At 60.4% G+C, this 17,837-nt stretch carries 17 protein-coding genes; 12 read left to right on the plus strand and 5 right to left on the minus strand.

Annotated elements, in window-relative coordinates:
- Window positions 1-13: 13 nt before the first annotated feature.
- The gene (locus PQR40_RS25105) at window positions 14-328 is read right to left on the minus strand and encodes a DUF6566 family protein (protein WP_408226825.1); all 315 of its coding nucleotides are present in this window, start codon (window positions 326-328) and stop codon (window positions 14-16) included.
- Window positions 329-579: 251 nt separating this feature from the next.
- Here PQR40_RS25105 and PQR40_RS25110 point away from each other — a divergent pair, with 251 nt between their 5' ends.
- The 8 genes from PQR40_RS25110 (at window position 580) to PQR40_RS25145 (ending at window position 10,837) form a co-directional block, all read left to right on the plus strand.
- Complete coding sequence (locus PQR40_RS25110) at window positions 580-831, plus strand: hypothetical protein (RefSeq protein ID WP_408510045.1); 252 nt, start codon at window positions 580-582, stop codon at window positions 829-831.
- Between the two features lie 28 nt (window positions 832-859).
- Window positions 860-1,060 carry a hypothetical protein gene (locus PQR40_RS25115; RefSeq protein ID WP_408226831.1) on the plus strand — a complete coding sequence of 67 codons (201 nt, stop codon included), beginning with the start codon at window positions 860-862 and terminating at the stop codon, window positions 1,058-1,060.
- A gap of 132 nt (window positions 1,061-1,192) precedes the next feature.
- A complete protein-coding gene (locus PQR40_RS25120) occupies window positions 1,193-1,573 on the plus strand; it encodes a TraR/DksA family transcriptional regulator (protein WP_408226834.1) in 381 nt (126 codons plus the stop codon).
- A 434-nt stretch (window positions 1,574-2,007) separates the two neighbouring features.
- Window positions 2,008-4,800, plus strand: a complete 2,793-nt coding sequence (locus tag PQR40_RS25125) for an ATP-dependent Clp protease ATP-binding subunit (protein ID WP_408510046.1) — start codon at window positions 2,008-2,010, stop codon at window positions 4,798-4,800.
- Window positions 4,801-5,051: 251 nt separating this feature from the next.
- Window positions 5,052-7,325 (plus strand): FdhF/YdeP family oxidoreductase, encoded by a 2,274-nt coding sequence (locus PQR40_RS25130; protein ID WP_408510047.1) that lies wholly within the window; start codon window positions 5,052-5,054, stop codon window positions 7,323-7,325.
- 162 nt (window positions 7,326-7,487) lie between these two features.
- Window positions 7,488-8,876, plus strand: a complete 1,389-nt coding sequence (locus PQR40_RS25135; protein ID WP_408337684.1) for a cytochrome ubiquinol oxidase subunit I — start codon at window positions 7,488-7,490, stop codon at window positions 8,874-8,876.
- Between the two features lie 4 nt (window positions 8,877-8,880).
- Complete coding sequence (gene cydB / locus PQR40_RS25140; RefSeq protein WP_408226846.1) at window positions 8,881-9,888, plus strand: cytochrome d ubiquinol oxidase subunit II; 1,008 nt, start codon at window positions 8,881-8,883, stop codon at window positions 9,886-9,888.
- Between the two features lie 37 nt (window positions 9,889-9,925).
- Window positions 9,926-10,837 carry a bestrophin family protein gene (locus PQR40_RS25145; protein WP_408389908.1) on the plus strand — a complete coding sequence of 304 codons (912 nt, stop codon included), beginning with the start codon at window positions 9,926-9,928 and terminating at the stop codon, window positions 10,835-10,837.
- A gap of 177 nt (window positions 10,838-11,014) precedes the next feature.
- Here the strand turns inward: PQR40_RS25145 and PQR40_RS25150 are convergent, their stop codons facing one another.
- Entirely contained in the window at window positions 11,015-11,137 is a 123-nt protein-coding gene (locus PQR40_RS25150) for a hypothetical protein (protein WP_408226852.1), read from the minus strand.
- Here PQR40_RS25150 and moaA point away from each other — a divergent pair.
- Genes moaA through PQR40_RS25165 form a run of 3 tightly spaced genes read left to right on the plus strand, consistent with a single transcriptional unit; the run spans window position 11,127 to window position 13,127 of the window.
- Window positions 11,127-12,230, plus strand: coding sequence for a GTP 3',8-cyclase MoaA (gene moaA / locus PQR40_RS25155; protein ID WP_408510048.1), 1,104 nt, complete (start codon window positions 11,127-11,129; stop codon window positions 12,228-12,230). The genes PQR40_RS25150 and moaA overlap by 11 nt on opposite strands.
- 45 nt (window positions 12,231-12,275) lie before the next feature.
- Window positions 12,276-12,827, plus strand: coding sequence for a molybdenum cofactor biosynthesis protein MoaE (locus PQR40_RS25160; protein ID WP_408510049.1), 552 nt, complete (start codon window positions 12,276-12,278; stop codon window positions 12,825-12,827).
- Window positions 12,828-12,869: 42 nt separating this feature from the next.
- Window positions 12,870-13,127, plus strand: a complete 258-nt coding sequence (locus PQR40_RS25165; protein ID WP_408510050.1) for a MoaD/ThiS family protein — start codon at window positions 12,870-12,872, stop codon at window positions 13,125-13,127.
- Between the two features lie 90 nt (window positions 13,128-13,217).
- Here PQR40_RS25165 and PQR40_RS25170 read toward each other — a convergent pair whose 3' ends face one another.
- Window positions 13,218-14,645 carry an aminotransferase-like domain-containing protein gene (locus tag PQR40_RS25170; RefSeq protein ID WP_408510051.1) on the minus strand — a complete coding sequence of 476 codons (1,428 nt, stop codon included), beginning with the start codon at window positions 14,643-14,645 and terminating at the stop codon, window positions 13,218-13,220.
- 272 nt (window positions 14,646-14,917) lie between these two features.
- On the opposite strand from PQR40_RS25170, the gene PQR40_RS25175 reads away from it, so the two are divergent.
- Window positions 14,918-15,907 carry a LysR family transcriptional regulator gene (locus PQR40_RS25175; protein ID WP_408510052.1) on the plus strand — a complete coding sequence of 330 codons (990 nt, stop codon included), beginning with the start codon at window positions 14,918-14,920 and terminating at the stop codon, window positions 15,905-15,907.
- A 41-nt stretch (window positions 15,908-15,948) separates the two neighbouring features.
- Here PQR40_RS25175 and PQR40_RS25180 read toward each other — a convergent pair whose 3' ends face one another.
- Entirely contained in the window at window positions 15,949-16,752 is an 804-nt protein-coding gene (locus PQR40_RS25180) for a family 1 encapsulin nanocompartment shell protein (protein WP_408510053.1), read from the minus strand.
- Entirely contained in the window at window positions 16,745-17,809 is a 1,065-nt protein-coding gene (locus PQR40_RS25185) for a Dyp-type peroxidase (RefSeq protein ID WP_408510054.1), read from the minus strand. Before PQR40_RS25185 ends, PQR40_RS25180 begins: the two co-directional genes overlap by 8 nt.
- Between the last annotated feature and the right edge of the window lie 28 nt (window positions 17,810-17,837).

The raw sequence follows: 17,837 nt of genomic DNA on the forward strand, positions 1-17,837 counted from the left end.
GTCGATGTATTGCTTACGCGCTGGTTTCCGAGCCACCCGATTCCTCGGCATCACGGAACCAGATTTCCGCATGGGACCGCTCGGCAACCCAGGAGCGGGACTGTGGCGTGTTGAACTCGCGATCGATGAACCGGCGTCCCCATTCGACCCCGTCTCTTACCGCTTCTTCTTCGGTTAGCCACTCGGGTTGAACGGTCATGGGACGAATATCGACGACTGTTCGGGCGCCGTGACTCACACTCACGCTCGCGATCCAGGCGCCGAGCTTGTTGCGCTCAGGGTGCACGGCGATCTGGAATTCGCCGTAAGAAACAGTGCGTGTGGGCATCGTTCTCTCCTTTGCCGCGTTCAGGATTGGTATCCGCCCGCAATGCAGCGTGCGAGCTTCTCTTTCAGCATCATCATGCCGTAACTCCAGCAGTTCGACACGCGGATATTGAGGTTAAATGGCAAACCAGTAGGCGTATTCAACCAATATCTAGCATCGGAAAAACTCATGTTCACATGGACATGACTTGCTCATAGACTTCGAGTACAAACGAATCACGAGGCTCAAACTTTTCGGTTGGCGGAGGTTTCATGGCACAGAACGAATTTTCATATCGGCGGTTTCTGATCGCCGCGTCGATCTCGCCGCTGCAGGGTAACCGGGCGATCGCCACAGTCGATGTCACAACCGCCGATCCGGAGCGCATCGCCGATCTCGGAACGGCGCGCTTTCTCCATGTGGAACGGTGTGTTGAAAGAAATGAACCCGCTTTCCTTCAGGTCGTTGTGGACGAGTGCAAAGTCGCTATCGACCATTATGCGGACAACGTTGACGATAGTTGATTCCCCGTATCTCGCATGAGGTGTTGCCATGCAGCAGGAATTCGATTTCTACCTCAACCTGAAGAAACCGACACTCGGTCTCTATGTGCGCACGGGCGCGGGCCTTCCCGACCTCGTTGACACAAGTGAGTGGCAATTCGATGGTCACGTGTGGCAGAGCGAGTTGGCGCCAGATATCCTGAAAGGGCTCGAAGCCAACGGCCACGCATTTCAGGAATTGGGCGCATGACTTTAAGCAATGGCGCATAGAGCGCGGCAGTCCGACTATCAGGCTGTCGCACCTTCACGCGGTTGTCATGCGACCCCGACAACGAACTGCTACTGTACAAATCACATGTCGGCCACGGCGAGGGAGAGCACCATGTCGGAGCAACCGGTCAAGTTGAGTGACGAGTTCATCGCGCAGCAGCGCAAGCGACTCCTGGCGTTGCGCCAGCAATTGCTGGGCGGAGAAGAGAACACGATCGCGGGCGAGCGGACGGCTGAGGAGCTGCATGGCGACGAGGCAGAAGAGTCCGAAGACGAGGCGCAGGGAATGGAACAAAATGAGGTCAACCAGGCGCTGCACGACGTGAACGACCAGCGCGTCAGCGATATTGAGCGTGCGCTGCAGAAGATCGACGAAGGTACTTACGGTCTCTCCGATGCGAGCGGTGACCCGATACCGAAGGCCCGGCTCGAAGTCGCCCCGGAGGCGATCCTGACCGTTGCAGAGCAGAGCCGTCGTGAGACCGGCAAATAAGGGCGTTCAAACCCCGCTGCGATGTCTGAAAAAGCCTGGCGCCGTCCTGAAGTTTTCCGGCGCCCCTGGCAGGTTGCGCCAATGCCTATCATCGGAAAAACCAATATTTCCTTATTCACGAGCCACTCATAGAATCCAAAGGCGGATTTAGGGTTTCGTTATGCTAATCATGTCGATATCGACGCTGTGACCAATCCGTATTGTTCAGACAGTGCTCGTCGAACACGGCGACAGTTGCTCCGCTCCGATACATCAACCGCGCTCGATGAATCGTCGCTATCACGGGTCCCCGGTTATTGAACCAGACAAACGGATCATTGAACAGCGACTCCAGATGACATGTTGGCGAAGCCCGTCGATTCTTCGCAACTCACATGAACGTGTCCCATAACCTTTCAAATAGCCGGATGCTTTAACCGAAAAGGTGATTCTCGATGCCAGCCCTCTGCGAAATCTGTAACGCCCGTCCCGCTGTCGCTCGTGTGACCGTTGTGCAAAACGGAGAGCGGAAATCTTTATCGATCTGCGACTACGACTATCGGCAATTAATGCGGCACCAAAGCATGGTGAACCCATTCGATTCACTGTTGGGGGGCGGCGGCCTGTCGCGCTTCTTTGGCGGTGGCATGGAAGATGGGGACGACGACGATGACGCTGGATACGCCGAGGTGCCGCGTGAATCGGTCGATGCCACCGATGCTTTCAGCGAGCAGACGCTCGAATTGTTGCAGCGCGCCGCGGAGAAGGCACACGAGCTGGGTCGCAACGAACTCGACACCGAGCACCTGCTATACGTGCTCGCGGACACTGACGTGTGCGCGGCGTTGCTGAAGGAACTCAAGCTCTCGCCGGAGGACATCAAGGCATACATCGATCAGCATGCGAAAAAGGGAACAGGCGATCCTGACTCAGCGATCGATAAGATGACCGTCTCGCCTCGTCTGAAAAAGGCGTTCCAGTATGCGTTCCAGGCGTCGCGTGATCTGGGCCATTCCTACGTCGGTCCGGAGCATCTGCTCATTGGGCTTGCAGCCGTGCCGGACAGTATCGCTGGCACCCTGCTGAAGAAATATGGCGTGACGCCGGAGGCGTTGCGGCAGAAGGTCGTGAAAGTCGTGGGCAAAGGCGCGGAGGACGGCCGCGTCGACACGCCAACCGGCACGCCCAACCTTGACAAGTTCGGACGCGACCTCACGGCTATGGCGCGTGAGGGCAAGCTCGACCCCGTGCTGGGTCGGGCGCAGGAAATCGAAAGCACGATCGAGGTGCTCGCGCGGCGCAAGAAGAACAACCCCGTGCTGATCGGCGAGCCCGGTGTCGGCAAGACGGCGATCGTCGAAGGGCTGGCGCAGCGCATCATTAACGGTGACGTGCCTGAAGTGCTGCGCGGCAAGCGACTCGTCGAGGTCAACATCAACTCGATGGTGGCGGGTGCGAAGTATCGCGGCGAGTTCGAAGAGCGTGCAAAGCAGTTGATCGATGAAGTCACGGCCAAGAAGGACGAGCTGATCCTGTTCATTGATGAACTGCACACGATTGTGGGCGCGGGACAAGGCGGTGGAGAAGGCGGCCTCGATATCGCGAACGTGCTCAAGCCCGCGCTCGCGCGTGGCGAGCTCAGTCTGATCGGCGCCACGACACTCAACGAGTATCAGAAGTACATCGAAAAGGATGCGGCGCTCGAGCGGCGCTTCCAGCCGGTGTTGGTGCCGGAGCCGACGGTCGAGCAGACCATCGTCATTCTGCGAGGCCTTCGCGACAAGCTCGAGGCGCACCACCAGGTGACTTTCGCCGACGACGCGTTCGTTGCCGCCGCCGAACTTTCGGATCGCTACATTACGTCACGCTTTTTACCTGACAAGGCCATCGACCTGATCGACCAGGCGGCGGCACGCGTGCGCATCGGCGCGACCTCGCGTCCCGCGGCCATCCAGGAGCTCGAAGCCGAAATTGCCCAGCTCAAGCGCGAGCAGGATTATGCGTCCTCGCGCAAGCGCTTCGATGAGGCGAAGGCTTTCGAGACACGTATTGGCGAGAAGCAGGAGAAACTCGACGAACAGATGGAGGCATGGCAGCGCAAGACCGGTTCGGAAACGCTCGAAGTGACCGTGCAGTCAATCGCCGAAGTGGTGTCGCGTCTTACCGGCATTCCGGTCACGGAGCTCACGCAGGAAGAGCGCCAGAAGCTGCTGGATATGGAGAAGAAGCTGCGCGAGCGCGTGGTCGGCCAGGACGACGCGGTGATTGCCGTGAGCGATGCCGTGCGTCTGTCGCGTGCGGGACTTGGCCAGGCGAACCGGCCTATCGCGACGTTCCTGTTCCTCGGACCCACGGGTGTCGGCAAGACCGAGCTCGCGAAGGCGCTGGCAGAAACGGTGTTCGGCGACGAGCAGGCGGTTATCCGTATCGACATGTCCGAATACATGGAGCGTCACGCGGTTGCAAGGCTGATCGGCGCGCCTCCCGGCTACGTCGGTTACGACGAGGGCGGGCAACTGACCGAGCGTGTCCGGCGACGCCCGTACAGCGTGATCCTGCTTGATGAGATAGAGAAAGCGCACCCCGACGTGAGCAACGTGCTGCTGCAGGTGTTCGACGACGGGCGGCTGACCGACGGCAAAGGCCGTGTCGTGGATTTCAGCAACACGATCATCATTGCGACGAGCAATCTCGGCGCATCGATCATCATGGACAACCTCGAAAAACCCGAGTCGGATCGCCTGCCTGAAAAAGCGATCCGCGAGGAATTGATGGGGGTGCTCAAGAGCCACTTCCGGCCCGAATTCCTGAACCGGATCGACGAGATCATCGTCTTCCATGCGCTCTCGCGCGACAACATCCGCTCGATCGTGCAGATCCAGCTCGAACGGGTCGTGCGCACCGCTGCCGCGCAGGACATTAGCCTCAAGATAGACGAATCGGTGATTGATCACCTTGCCGACGCCGGTTATCGGCCGGAGTTCGGTGCACGCGAGTTGAAGCGCCAGATTCGCCAGGAACTGGAAACGCGGCTTGCGAAGGAGATTCTCAGCGACGCCTTGAAGTCGGGCGACAGCGTTGAGGTCAGTTATGACAAGGAAAGCGACGAAGTGAAGTTCCGCAGGAGCGAGGCACCGGCTGCGTCCAAGGTGACGGGCGCGAAGGGGAGTAACGGACGCGCGAAGAAGAAACCGTCCAAAGAGGTCAACAGCTCCGAGCCAACCGAAAGCGCCGCCTCGAAGGAGTGATGTGCCCAGCAAGCTGGGAGGCGCCGCCGCGTCGTTGCCGACGCTGTGCGGCGCTCCCTGCCTGAACGGGACAGGCGCTGGTTTCGTTGTACTTGTACTTGTACTGTGCACGTCCGCCATCGATCGATCTGTACCTTCCGCTGCGCATTAGCCCAACTAGACTGAGCCGTATCCAAACCTTGCGCCGCGACGCGGCGTAACCCCAGGCAGAACGGTCTCCAGGTCTCCTGGGGCAGTTCATGGAGTCACAGATGACTAATCGACGCGAAGTACCCGGTATCCGGGAATATGACGGCCCCGCTGGTGGTTGGGGGGCGCTTAAAGCGACATCGCAAGCCATCCGGCTACAAATGGAGAGCATCAAGGCTCCACTCACGTTGCTTCGGACCAATCAGCCTGACGGTTTTGATTGTCCGGGGTGTGCCTGGCCCGACAAGGAGCACAAGTCCACGTTCCAGTTCTGCGAAAACGGCGCCAAAGCGGTCACCTGGGAAGCAACGACCAAGCGGGTACGCCCGGAGTTCTTCGCGGCCAACACGGTGTCGTCACTGCTGGAACGAACGGATTTCGAACTGGAGGACATGGGCCGGCTCACGCATCCGCTCGTCTATGACCGCGACACGGACACGTTCCGGGCCGTCGAATGGGAGGTGGCGTTCGGCCGGATCGGTGAGATCCTGCGTGGTTTGCCGCCCGACCAGGTCGACTTCTATACGTCCGGCCGGGCATCTAATGAGGCCGCGTACCTCTATCAGCTGTTCGCACGGGAATTTGGCACGAACAATTTCCCGGATTGCTCGAACATGTGCCACGAACCGACCAGCGTCGGCTTGCCGCAATCGATCGGGATCGGCAAGGGCACCGTATCGCTCGACGACTTCGAGAAGACCGACCTGATCATTTCGATCGGCCACAACCCGGGCACCAACCACCCGCGGATGATGGGCACGCTATGGGAAGCTTCGCGTCGCGGCGTCCCCATCATCGTGTTCAATCCGCTTCGCGAGCGCGCGCTGGAACGCTTCCAGGATCCGCAGTCCATGCTGCAGATGGCGACGTTCGGCTCCACCCGCATCGCGTCGACCTATCATCAGGTGAGAGCAGGCGGCGACGCGGCCGCGCTCAAGGGCGTTATCAAGGCGGTACTCGCGCTCGACGCCGAGCGCGGCGACGTGCTCGACCGCGAGTTCATCGACACCTACACGGAAGGCCTTGACGCGCTCGTCGCGGATATCGAGGCCACTTCCTGGGAAGACATCGAGGCGGAAAGCGGCCTGACCCGTGAGGAGCTCGCGGACGTCGCCGACGCGTACGCGAAGGCGAAGTCGACGATCATCACATATGGAATGGGCGTCACGCAGCATAACAAGGGTACCGCGAACGTGCGCCTGATCTGCGACCTGCTGCTAATGCGCGGCAACATGGGCAGAGAAGGCGGCGGTATCTGTCCGCTGCGCGGCCACTCGAACGTGCAAGGCAACCGCACGGTCGGCATCACCGAGAAACCGTCGGCGGAATTCCTCGCGAAGATCGAGGAAGTCTTCGGCTTCACGCCACCCGCGGAGCATGGCCACGACGCAGTCGCGACCATGCAGGCGATGATTGCGGGCAAGTCGAAGGCGCTGATTTGCCTGGGTGGAAATTTCGCGGTCGCGCTGCCGGATTCGGACCAGTGCTTTCCGGCAATGAAGGCGCTTGATCTGAGTGTGCATCTCGGCACCAAGCTCAACCGCTCGCACCTGCTGGTTGCGAAGGAAACGTACATCCTGCCGGTGATCGGCCGCACCGAACTCGACGTGCAGAACGGCATGGGCCAGTCGATCACCGTCGAGGATTCGATGTCGATGGTCCATGCGTCGGCCGGCAAGCTCACGCCCGCGTCCGAGTTCCTGCGCTCCGAGCCCGCAATTGTGGCCGGCCTCGCCCATGCGACGCTCCCAAACAGCAAGGTCGACTGGATGGAGCTGGTCGCCGACTACGACAAGATCCGCGACCTGATCGAAAAGACGATTCCGGGCTTTGAGAGCTACAACGCACGCATCCGCGTGCCGGGCGGCTTCCGCATGCCGCTGCCGCCGACTGAGCGCATTTTCCCGACGCCGACCGGCAAGGCGATGTTCTCGGTGTACCACGGTGTGAAGGAAGACGCGGACGTGGAGGGCGACGACATACTGCGTCTCGTGACGCTGCGCAGCCACGACCAGTACAACACGACTATCTATGCTCTCGACGATCGTTACCGAGGTGTGTTCGGCCGGCGTGACGTGCTGTTCATGAACGAGGCCGATCTTGCCGCATGCGGACTCGAACATGGGGACCTGGTCGACATCGAGACGGCCGTACCGGGCCGGCAACTTCGGCTGGAGAAGATCACGGCGATCGCCTATGACATCGCGCCAGGTTCGGTGGGCGCTTATTACCCGGAAGCAAACGTTCTGGTGCCGCTCGACTATATTGATAAGGAAAGCGGCACGCCTTCCTACAAATCCGCGCCGGTTCGTGTGGTCCGCTCAACGGTAGTCTGATTTTGACAGAGAGCGCTAGTCTGTAGGCTGGGCGCATGCGTCCGGCCTACAGACATCACAAGATGTCGAGCACGAACACCGTCTTTGGGCGACGCCAGGCGGTGATCTCACGCGCGCAGTGCCGCGCTCGCGCCTTTTATTGCCTGGAGCCATTGAACAATCATGGAAATCTTCGATGCATTCCACCTTGCCAGGTTGCAATTTGCGTTCACGGTTTCGTTTCATATTGTTTTCCCCGCGATCAGCATCGGCATGGCCAGCTTCCTCGCCGTGCTGGAATGGCGCTGGCTGCTGACCGGCGACGTTGCCTACAAGGAGATGTTTCTGTTCTGGTCGAAGATCTTCGCGGTCGGCTTCGGAATGGGGGTGATCTCGGGTGTGGTGATGGCCTACGAGTTCGGCACCAACTGGAGTGGATTTTCCAGCGTTGCCGGCAATATCACGGGGCCGCTCCTGACCTATGAAGTGCTGACGGCGTTCTTCCTCGAAGCCGGCTTTCTCGGCGTCATGCTGTTTGGCTGGCAACGCGTCAGTCCACGCGCGCACTTCTTCGCAACGCTTATGGTGGCGGCGGGCACGCTCATTTCCACGTTCTGGATTCTCGCGTCGAATAGCTTCATGCAGACGCCGCAAGGATTCGCCATCGAGAATGGCCGGATCGTGCCGGTGGACTGGATGAAAGTGATTTTCAACCCGTCGTTTCCCTATCGCCTCGCGCATATGACCATTGCCGCATTCATCGTCGCGGGCTTTATTGTTGCCGCTTGCGGCGCGTGGCATCTGTTGCAGGGCCGGCGCGATAAACCGGTCAAGCGTAGTTTTTCGATGGCGCTGTGGATCCTGCTTTTCCTGACGCCAATACAGATTTTCGTTGGCGACGCACACGGACTCAACACGCGAAAATATCAGCCGGCCAAGATCGCGGCAATCGAGGGCCTCTGGGAAACCGAGCACGGTGGCACCGCACTCAACCTGGTCGGCCTGCCCGACATGAATGCGGAAGTGACGCGATACACGATCCAGATACCGCATCTGGGCAGCCTGATCCTGACCCATAGTTGGGATGGCGAGATTCGCGGCCTGAAAGAGTTTCCACCCGAGGACCGCCCGTATTCGCCGATCGTGTTCTGGACCTTCCGGATCATGGCGGGTCTCGGCATGTTGATGCTATTGACGGCGCTGCTCGGCTTGCTGCTCAGAGTGCGTGGCCGCCTCTACGAGACGCGGTGGTATCAGGGTTTCGTCCTGTGCATGGGGCCTTCTGGAATTGTGGCGCTACTGGCGGGGTGGATCACGACAGAAGTCGGCCGCCAACCCTGGACAGTCTATGGCGTCCTGCGTACCGCGGACTCCCTCTCGCCGATCAGTGCCCAGCAAGCAGGCGTTTCATTACTGATCTTTGTACTGGTGTATTTCCTGGTGTTTGGCATGGGCGTCTATTACATGATGAAGATGATGAAACGCGGACCGGAGGAGCATATCGAGCACCGCGAGTCACGCCGGCATCCGGTCCTGCGGAATCGCCCGTTGGACGCACTGGAAGGAGAGTGACCCCATGCAAATCGATCTTCCTGTTGTGTGGGCCGCGATTATCGGACTCGGCGTTTTCATCTACGTGATGCTGGACGGATTCGATCTCGGCATCGGCCTACTGTTTCCGTTTTTTGAGGAGAAAGGCGACCGGCAAGTGATGCTCAATACCATCGCGCCGGTCTGGGACGGTAACGAGACGTTCCTCGTGCTCGGCGGCGCCGGACTTTACGGGGCGTTCCCAGTGGTCTATTCGACGCTCCTGCCAGCGAATTATCTTCCGTTGATCCTGATGGTCGTGGGCCTGATCTTCCGCGGGGCGGCCTTCGAACTGCGTGCAAAGGCCGTCAGGACCCAGCACGCGTGGGACCTCGCCTTCATGGGTGGCTCCGCGCTCGCGGGGCTCTGCCAGGGCATCGTGCTGGGGTCGCTGCTGCAGGGCATCAAGATCGTCGATGGCCGTTTCGCCGGCGGTCCGTTCGACTGGCTCTCGCCTTTCAGCCTGTTTTGCGGAATCGGTGTGCTTTTTACGTATGCGACGCTCGGCTGCGGTTGGCTCATCCTGAAGACGGATGGTGAACTGCAGCGCAAGATGCGCGAGGTGATGAGACCGCTCGTGAGCGTCCTGCTCGGGGTGATGGTCATTGTGAGTCTCTGGACGGTGATCGGATTGCCGGCGGTTGCGCATCGCTGGTTCGGAAGCGGCAATCTCGGCTGGTTCCTGCCGGTGCCGATCCTTGTCATTGCATGTGTGTGGGGCATCTTCCGCACGCTGCGATTGAAGCACGAAGCGACGCCTTTCCTGCTCACGCTCGCGCTGTGCTTTCTAGGCTATAGCGGCTTGCTCATCAGCATCTGGCCGAACATCGTTCCGCCGTCACTGACGATCTGGGAAGCCTCGTCGAGCCACTCGAGCCAGCTGTTCGCGCTGGTCGGAACAGTGATCGTGCTGCCGGTCATCCTCGTCTACAACGCCATGCAGTACCGCGTATTCCGGGGCAAGGTGCGGGAAGGGGACGCCGGTTACCACTGAGGGTGACGGCGCAGTCAGACCATTACAAGAGCATATTATGATTGTGAGGCCAGGGCAGAACTGGTTCCGCCTGCTGTTTGTCTGGAACGGTTCCGTGTTGCAGTCGATTATTCCCCAGCTGGCTTTCATGGCGGCTGTCAGCAGTCTCGCTGTGGTGACGCAAGGGCGCATTTTCGGCGAGAAGATCCCGCTTAATACGGCACCGTTCACCTTGTTTGGCCTGGCGCTTGCGATCTTCCTTGCGTTCCGCAATAACGCAAGTTACGAGCGCTTCAATGAGGCACGCCATCTCTGGGGCAGCATCCTGATCTCGGCGCGCGCGTTGACGTCGCAGATGCTGTGTTACGTGCCGCGGGGCGATCACAACGTTCAGATGGCCCATACACTGATTGCGTCGGTGTACGCGCTGAAGCACCAATTACGTGGGACCGACCCGACGCCCGATCTCATTCGCTTTCTCGGACGCACGCGAACCGAGGCGTTGCAGCACACCTGCTACAAACCGACTGCGCTGCTCAATGACATGCGTCGCGACTTTGCCGATCTGCAAGTTCGCTCATTGATGTCCGATACCAGGCTCTGGATGTTCGATGCGCAGATCAACGAACTAGGAAGAACCGTTGGGGGGTGTGAACGGATCGCCTCCACGCCCATTCCATTTGCGTACAGCGTGTTGCTTCACCGCACCGTCTACGCGTATTGCGTTTTACTGCCGTTCGGTCTTGTCGATTCGACGGAATTCTTCACGCCGCTTCTTTGCGTTTTCATTTCTTATACGCTCATTGCGCTCGAAGCCATCGCCAGCGAAGTCGCCGAGCCGTTTACGGTCGCGCCGAACGCGCTGGCGCTTGACGCCATGACCCGCAACATCGAACGATCGGTGCTCGAACTGTGCGGCTGTGAACTTCCCGACGAGGTCGTGCCGGTGCGCCTGTACCAGTTGACCTAGGAGGCGCTCTTCGACACAACTGGCTGGGCCTTGCCCGGCACTACGCGCGCCAGCCGCGCTGTGACAGCCCGCCGTGACACCCCGCCGTGACACCCCGCCGTGATACTCGATACGGCGCACAAACTGTACTCCTGAAATTCGACACAGACTGTGCGTCCCGCAGGCAGGGCCGACGCACTATCCTGCCAGCAGGTTATTGACGGACTGGCGGCGCTTCCGGTCTGCCAGATCGACTGCCGTCATGCCCTTGCTCATTTGCCGCCGCACGCTGCCCACCTTCGGATAGATCGTGAACATCATCGACCAGCCCATACTCGCCGGTACAGCATCCCGTCACGGTGTGTCCGCCGGTGCTGTCACGACCACGCTCGACAAGCTCAATCGTCCACTGCGGGATTTGCGTCTGTCCGTCATCGATCAATGCAATTTCCGCTGTACGTATTGCATGCCGCGTGACACCTTCGGTGCAGACTACCGGTTCCTGCCGTCTTCGGAACGCCTGTCGTTCGAACAGATCCTTAAGCTCGCGAAAGCGTTCACTCTGCTCGGGGTGGAGAAGATACGCATCACCGGCGGTGAGCCGCTCCTGCGGCGCGGGCTCGAATCCCTGATCGAATCGCTCGCGAAGCTGACGACCGGAAGCGGCAAACCGATGGAGCTTGCGTTGACGACAAACGGCTCCTTGCTTGCCGCGAAGGCGCGTTCCCTGCGCGACGCCGGCCTCGACCGCGTGACAGTGAGCCTCGACGCCGTGGACGACGGGGTATTCCGCCGGATGAGTGACGTTGACATGCCTGTGTCGCGGATCCTGGATGGGATCGAGGCGGCGCGCGCGGTGGGACTCGCGCCGATCAAGGTCAACGCGGTGATCGAGCGAGGCGTCAACGACAGCCAGATCCTGCCGCTCGTGCGGCTGTTCAAGGGCACCGGCGTCGCCGTGCGTTTCATTGAATATATGGACGTTGGTGGCGCGGGCGGATGGTCGAATACGAAGGTGATCACGGCTCGCGAGACGCGCGACATCGTCGAATCGGCGTTTCCCCTGGTGCCCGTTGTCGTGCCCGACCAGACGGGCACCGCCGTTAATTATGGCCATGCCGACGGCGCCGGCGAAGTCGGCTTCATCGCGAGCGTATCGCAACCGTTCTGCGGGTCGTGCTCGCGGGCTCGCGTATCGGCCGACGGCCAACTTTATTCCTGCCTTTTCGCCACACATGGCACGGACCTCAGGCCCTGGCTCGCTGATACCGCGTCAGTCGAGCAACTGGCCGGCGCTGTTCGTAACCGATGGATCCAGCGCGACGACCGTTACTCCGAGCTTCGCTCGATGCCGCGCAGGCCAGGATCCGGGAAAGCCTATCCCACAGTCCGCATGTCGCTGGTCGGCGGTTGACGCCTGGCCAGTCCTTGCGAAGCAGATACAGACCGGAGAGCCGCCATGACCACGCCATCGCCCAGTGATCGCACACCGCCTGCCGCACCGTATGTCGATGAGCGTGCAAGCAATCCAGCGCTTCGGGAGGGCGCCATTGCGTCGGGCTTCGAAGTGCGTGTGCAAGTCCAGCCGATCGATATCGAGTCGGAGATCATGCCGGTCACGCGCAATCCCAACGTGGGCGCCATCGTGAACTTCCTCGGCGTGGTGCGTCATTGCGGCGATTTCGACGACGTGGTCGCGCTCGAGCTTGAACACTACCCGGGGATGACCGAACAGTCGTTCGGCAGTATCGTCGAAGAGGCAATCGCACGATGGCGCCTGGAAGCGGTGAAGATCGTGCATCGGACCGGCCGTGTCGCGCTTGGCGATGCGGTGGTGCTTGTCGTGGTCGCCGCGCCGCATCGTGGGGCGGCATTCGACGCGTGCGAATTCCTGATGGACTTCCTGAAGGCCCATGCGCCGCTCTGGAAAAAAGAAATCCGGCGCGACGGGGCGGTTAGATGGGTCGAAGCCAGGACGCGCGACGAGCAGTCGATGCTGCGGTGGGGTTGATGCGCCATTCGCCCACAGCGTGCCGGCAACAGGAACAGACGAATGAAACTCACCATCCGATATTTCGCCAGCGTTCGTGAACAACTCGGCATCTCGCAGGAGATCGTGCACATTGACGCACTCGAACTTCCGGTTGACTGCTTGCGGGTCAGGCTCGCATCGCGAGACGAGCGGATGGCCGAGGCACTGCACGCGGGCCGGCCGCTCCGTACCGCCGTTAACTACGAGATAGTCGCCGGCACGTTTGTCGTGCGCGAGGACAGCGAAATCGCGTTCTTTCCGCCCGTCACGGGGGGCTGAGGCCTCCCTGACTATCCCAATCGCGCCGCACGGGTTCACCCATGCCTGCACGCACTCAGCTCAGGCAGCAGCCACAGTCCCAGTGTGCCGCTAGCGGGCGCACATCGCGACGAGCTTGCCGACGGTAATCACCGCCTGTTCGATTTCGCTCGACCAGGGGCTGCTGTAATTGAGGCGGATGAAGTTCCGATAGGTCGTCTCCGAGACCGAGAACATATAACCCGGTCCGATGGTGATGCCCTGGTCGAGAGCGAGGTTATAAAGTCGCATCGCGTCGACCTTGGCCGGCAGTTCGATCCACAGCACGTATCCGCCCGCCGGATTGGACATGCGCGTTCCTTCAGGAAAGAAACGCGAGACGGTCGCCTTCATCAGATTGGCCTGCTGCGCATACGTTCTTCGAACCCTTCGCAGGTGGTGCTCGTAACCATCGCGCTCAAGGAATTCCGCAATCGCCATTTGCGGAATTGACGGAGAGGTTAGTGTGTTCAGGAACTTGAGCTTCTCGACCTGATCGCGATATCGGCCCGGCAGCGCCCAACCAATCCGGTAGGCGGCCGTGAGGGTCTTTGAGAACGAACCACAGTGAAGCACGAGCCCCTTCGTGTCGAAGGACTTCAATGTGCTCGGGTGCGTGCTGTCATAGTGAAGCTCGTTGTAGACACCGTTCTCGATGACCGGGATGTCCCACTTCGTCAGGCGTTGCACGAGTTCGCGCTTGCGTTCGTCGGGCATCAGAAATCCTAGCGGATTCTGGAAATTCGGCATGACCATACAGGCCGTGATGGTCTGCGACTCCACAATCGCGGCAAGCGCCTCGATATCGATGCCGTGCTCCGGATGAGTCGACACCTCAATCGCTTTCATGCCCATCCGTTCGATCGCATGGAGCATCGCGTAGAACGTCGGTGACTCGACAGCGATCACGTCGCCGGGTTTCGCGACTGCCTGAAGGCACAGATTGATCGCTTCAGTGGCGCCGACCGTGATGATGATCTCGTTCGGATCGACGGCCATGCCGTTCTCAAGATAGCGACGCGCAATCTGGCGCACGAGTGCCGCATTGCCTGGGGGGAGCGCGTCTGTCACGCCCCAACGCGTCTTGCCTCGTCCTGCGTCATACGCGTAGCGGTTGAGCTTTTCGAACGGAAACAGACCGGGGTCTGGATAGGGCGAACCGAGCGGTACGGCGTCGTCGACACCGATCGAGCGCAGGGTGGAAAGCACCAATCGGCTGACGTCAACCGGCGACGAAATCGGGATCGGTTTTGACGGCCGGAGCTCGAGCGTTTTCCGTTCACCCCCGTCTCCCCGGAAGTTGACGAAATAGCCCGACTGAGGCCGGGCCGTTAGCAAGCCACGGCTTTCGAGCAGCAAATAGGCGCGGATGACCGTCGTCACGCTGAGCCGATGTTGCTGGCTGGTCTGCCGCACCGACGGAAGGCGTTCGCCATGACCGTACACGCCTTGCCGGATCAGCTTCTCGATATCGTCTGCAAGCTTCTCATAGAGATTCATCGGACGATTCCCTTAGCGTTTCGCTGCGGCAAGCTGTACCGGCCTCTCCCCGGCTTACACGCGCTCGCGCCGTCATGCCGCCGCCTGGTGCGGAGATCGTAGCAGAACTGTACTGACCCGAGCCGGGCCGATTTGTGCACTCTGCGACTGATGGCCCGGCCTTACTCTGTTTTCTATTGAATGCGCATTGCCAGGCCCCTACGCCGGGGCGTTTCGATGCGTAAGGATTGGTTCGAATCATGCGAAATCGGTACAAAGGGAGGGTGGGTACTATGAATCTGCTAGAAGCCATGCGGATTTACGTCAGGGTGGTTGAACGAGAGAGTATTTCCGGCGCGGCCAGGGACCTCAATATCGGGCAGCCGGCCGCAAGCGAGCGCATCGAGCGGCTGGAGAAATACCTCGGCTGCCGGCTCCTGCTCCGTAGCGCACGCGCTTTCAATTGCACGCCAGAAGGCGTGACCTTCTACGAGCGTAGCAAGAAGATTCTGCACGCCGTGGAACAGGCGGTCGCTGAAGTGTCGAACGACGGGCAGGATCTCAAGGGAACGATTCGCATCGCGGCACCCCATTGCTTTGGCGAGACGATCGTGCCGGAGGCGTTGACGCTGGTGCGTGCAACCTATCCACAACTGGATCTGGAACTGGTCCTGAACGACAGGATCGTCGACCTTGTGACGGAGGGCGTAGACATTTCATTTCGTCTTGGGCAGCTTGGGGAAGGGGCCTTCATTGCCCGTCAACTGGGTCAGGTTGGGCGTGTTCTCGTTGCAGCGCCTGGCTATCTGAGCCAGCACGGTCCGATTACCGAGCCGTCTGAGCTGGTCAAACACCCGTTCATTCGGGTCCAGGGCATGTTCGGCACGGACCAGTTGCCGCTCAGACACGGTGCGACCGTCGTGGAAAGCGCGCCGATCCGTACCGCAATCAAGACCAGTCATTGGCGGCCCATGTATGAAATGATCCTCTCGGGTGCCGGCATCGGGGTGCTCGAAGAGCCGGCTTGCATCGATGCATTGGCAGACGGCCGCCTGGTTCGCATACTGCCGGAATTCTCGGTGCTGCCTTTCGATGTCAATCTGCTGATCCAGGCGCAACGTCCGATGCCGCCACGCGTACGGATGATTGTGACGATGCCAAGAAAGTGCACGTCGGAAATTCTGGAAAGAGTGCAAGTCGACTGCGGTGAAGTGGTCGGTCGCTTTGAAGTACTTCCCGACGGGAATGTGTCCGCACTGCTAAAACCATCGTTGCGGGCCTGAGCCCGCAGCGATGGCCGATACCGGGATATCCATTCAGGCGCTTATTCTGCTTGCGTCAACGACACCGATGCCTCACTCGTCAGCATCAGGAATGTCAGTGTCTCGCGTAGATAAAGACGCACTACCGTGTCCGTATGGCTCACATAACCGATCGACAGCTCTTCGCCAAGGTGTAACTCGAAGTCGCCGCCCCGCGTGGACACCAAGCTGCCGCCCGCGAGCGCGGGTGCCCAGATGATGTCGCCGTTCACGATCCGCTTGATGTGCTCGATAACCGGATAACCCTGATCGCGTGCCTCGCCGAGCGCCGTGTATGCGTCGGCGCCGAGTAGCACGGAGTAGGGCCCGTCGACGCCGGCAAGCCGCAGTTGTTCGAGCGCGTTACTAATCGTGTTCGGATAATCGCTGACGTCGGCCGGCAGCGCGAGCGGTGGATTCGACGAGCCTTCGCGAATCCCACCTATGTCCGCTGCTTTATATCCATCGAAGATCGCACGATCTTCGGCATAGGCGAGCTGCTTTGCCGCTTCTTTTGCGGGCTGCCAGTCCGCATCTTTCGCGCCGCGCACGACGCTGTCGATCGCGTCGCGCTGCAGCTCGAACGGCACGGTCAACTGGACGAGGCGCCTTACCTCGGACAGTTTCGCCACAACGCCCTGCTGCGGCGCGGCGATTGCGATCTGGTGCCCCGTACCGACGCCGGACAGTTCTGTCCCGCCGGGACCCTTGACGTCAACCACACGGCGGCCGGCGACGCTGCGCTTGAAAGTGCGAGCCACTTCGTCTTCAATCTGCGACCAGGCGGCGCGGGAGATTGGGGCAAGCTCGCGATGCAAATTATTCATGTTGAGAAATTCCCTTGAGAGAGCCAATATTCAGCGAGCCGTCGTGACGCGGCTCGGCAGACGAAGACGGTTCGGGCTGTTGCTCAGTGGCGGCAGCAGCTTGCGGATCGCTCTCCGCAAGCGCTTCGAGCAAGGTGGCCGACGGGACGAAGAAGAGGCTGCCTGTGACCGCGCGGCTGTAGTCGAGCAGCCGGTCGTAGTTGCCCGGCGGCCGGCCGACGAACATGTTCTCCATCATCAGTTCGATCGGCTGGGGCGAACGGGCATAACCGATGAAGTAGGTGCCGAACTCGCCCATACCCGGGCGGCCGAATGGCATGTTGTCACGGAGGATTTTTACTTCCTCGCCGTTCTCGGTGATCGTTGTGAGCGAGCTGTGCGAACACGACGGTTTGACTGCCTCGTCGAGCTCGATGTCGGCCAGTTTCGTGCGGCCGATAATGCGCTCCTGGGTCTCGACGGATAGCGCGTTCCAGCCTGTCATGTCGTGCAGATACTTCTGCACGATGACATAGGTGCCGGCCTCGAACGCTGGATCCTCATCACCGATGAGGGTCGACTCGACGGCCTTGCGACCCGACGGATTCTCGGTACCGTCGACGAAGCCCACCATGCTGCGCAGATCGAAGTTGCGAAAGCCGTGCACTTCGTCGACCACGGTGACCGCATCGCCGAGCCGCCCCACCAGTTGCGTGGCGAGCTCGAAACAAAGGTCCATATGATCCGCGCGAATATGCAGCAGGATGTCCCCGGGGGTGCTTACGGCACGGCGCTCGCCCGTACCGAATTCGCGAAACGGATGCAGGGCCGCCGGGCGCGGGGCGCCGAACAACGTGTCCCACACCTCGGAGCCGAAGCCGACAACGCACGACAGATGGCGGGAAGGGGAGCGCCTGCCGACCGAGCGCACCAGGGCGGCAATATCGCCACACCACGCACGCACTTTTTCGGCTGGGTCGCTGCCGGGCGCGACCGTCGCGACGATGAAGATCGCGCTGGGCGTGATGTCATTACAGATGGCTTGCGATTCTGGTGCGTCTGGAGTCTCTTTAGGCATCGGATTGATTATTGATAAACCGCTACTG

This window comes from Paraburkholderia sediminicola (genome assembly GCF_046026855.1).
Classification (GTDB): domain Bacteria; phylum Pseudomonadota; class Gammaproteobacteria; order Burkholderiales; family Burkholderiaceae; genus Paraburkholderia; species Paraburkholderia sediminicola_A.

Bases quoted from the DNA above. Each gene is read 5' to 3' on its own strand.
- cydB (WP_408226846.1), top strand. From the start codon at position 8,881: ATGCAAATCGATCTTCCTGTTGTGTGGGCCGCGATTATCGGACTCGGC.
- PQR40_RS25175 (WP_408510052.1), top strand. From the start codon at position 14,918: ATGAATCTGCTAGAAGCCATGCGGATTTACGTCAGGGTGGTTGAACGA.
- PQR40_RS25160 (WP_408510049.1), top strand. From the start codon at position 12,276: ATGACCACGCCATCGCCCAGTGATCGCACACCGCCTGCCGCACCGTAT.
- PQR40_RS25120 (WP_408226834.1), top strand. From the start codon at position 1,193: ATGTCGGAGCAACCGGTCAAGTTGAGTGACGAGTTCATCGCGCAGCAG.
- PQR40_RS25105 (WP_408226825.1), bottom strand. From the start codon at position 328: ATGCCCACACGCACTGTTTCTTACGGCGAATTCCAGATCGCCGTGCAC.
- PQR40_RS25150 (WP_408226852.1), bottom strand. From the start codon at position 11,137: ATGATGTTCACGATCTATCCGAAGGTGGGCAGCGTGCGGCGGCAAATG.
- PQR40_RS25170 (WP_408510051.1), bottom strand. From the start codon at position 14,645: ATGAATCTCTATGAGAAGCTTGCAGACGATATCGAGAAGCTGATCCGG.
- PQR40_RS25185 (WP_408510054.1), bottom strand. From the start codon at position 17,809: ATGCCTAAAGAGACTCCAGACGCACCAGAATCGCAAGCCATCTGTAAT.
- PQR40_RS25125 (WP_408510046.1), top strand. From the start codon at position 2,008: ATGCCAGCCCTCTGCGAAATCTGTAACGCCCGTCCCGCTGTCGCTCGT.
- PQR40_RS25145 (WP_408389908.1), top strand. From the start codon at position 9,926: ATGATTGTGAGGCCAGGGCAGAACTGGTTCCGCCTGCTGTTTGTCTGG.
- PQR40_RS25180 (WP_408510053.1), bottom strand. From the start codon at position 16,752: ATGAATAATTTGCATCGCGAGCTTGCCCCAATCTCCCGCGCCGCCTGG.
- PQR40_RS25165 (WP_408510050.1), top strand. From the start codon at position 12,870: ATGAAACTCACCATCCGATATTTCGCCAGCGTTCGTGAACAACTCGGC.
- PQR40_RS25135 (WP_408337684.1), top strand. From the start codon at position 7,488: ATGGAAATCTTCGATGCATTCCACCTTGCCAGGTTGCAATTTGCGTTC.
- PQR40_RS25115 (WP_408226831.1), top strand. From the start codon at position 860: ATGCAGCAGGAATTCGATTTCTACCTCAACCTGAAGAAACCGACACTC.
- PQR40_RS25130 (WP_408510047.1), top strand. From the start codon at position 5,052: ATGACTAATCGACGCGAAGTACCCGGTATCCGGGAATATGACGGCCCC.
- PQR40_RS25110 (WP_408510045.1), top strand. From the start codon at position 580: ATGGCACAGAACGAATTTTCATATCGGCGGTTTCTGATCGCCGCGTCG.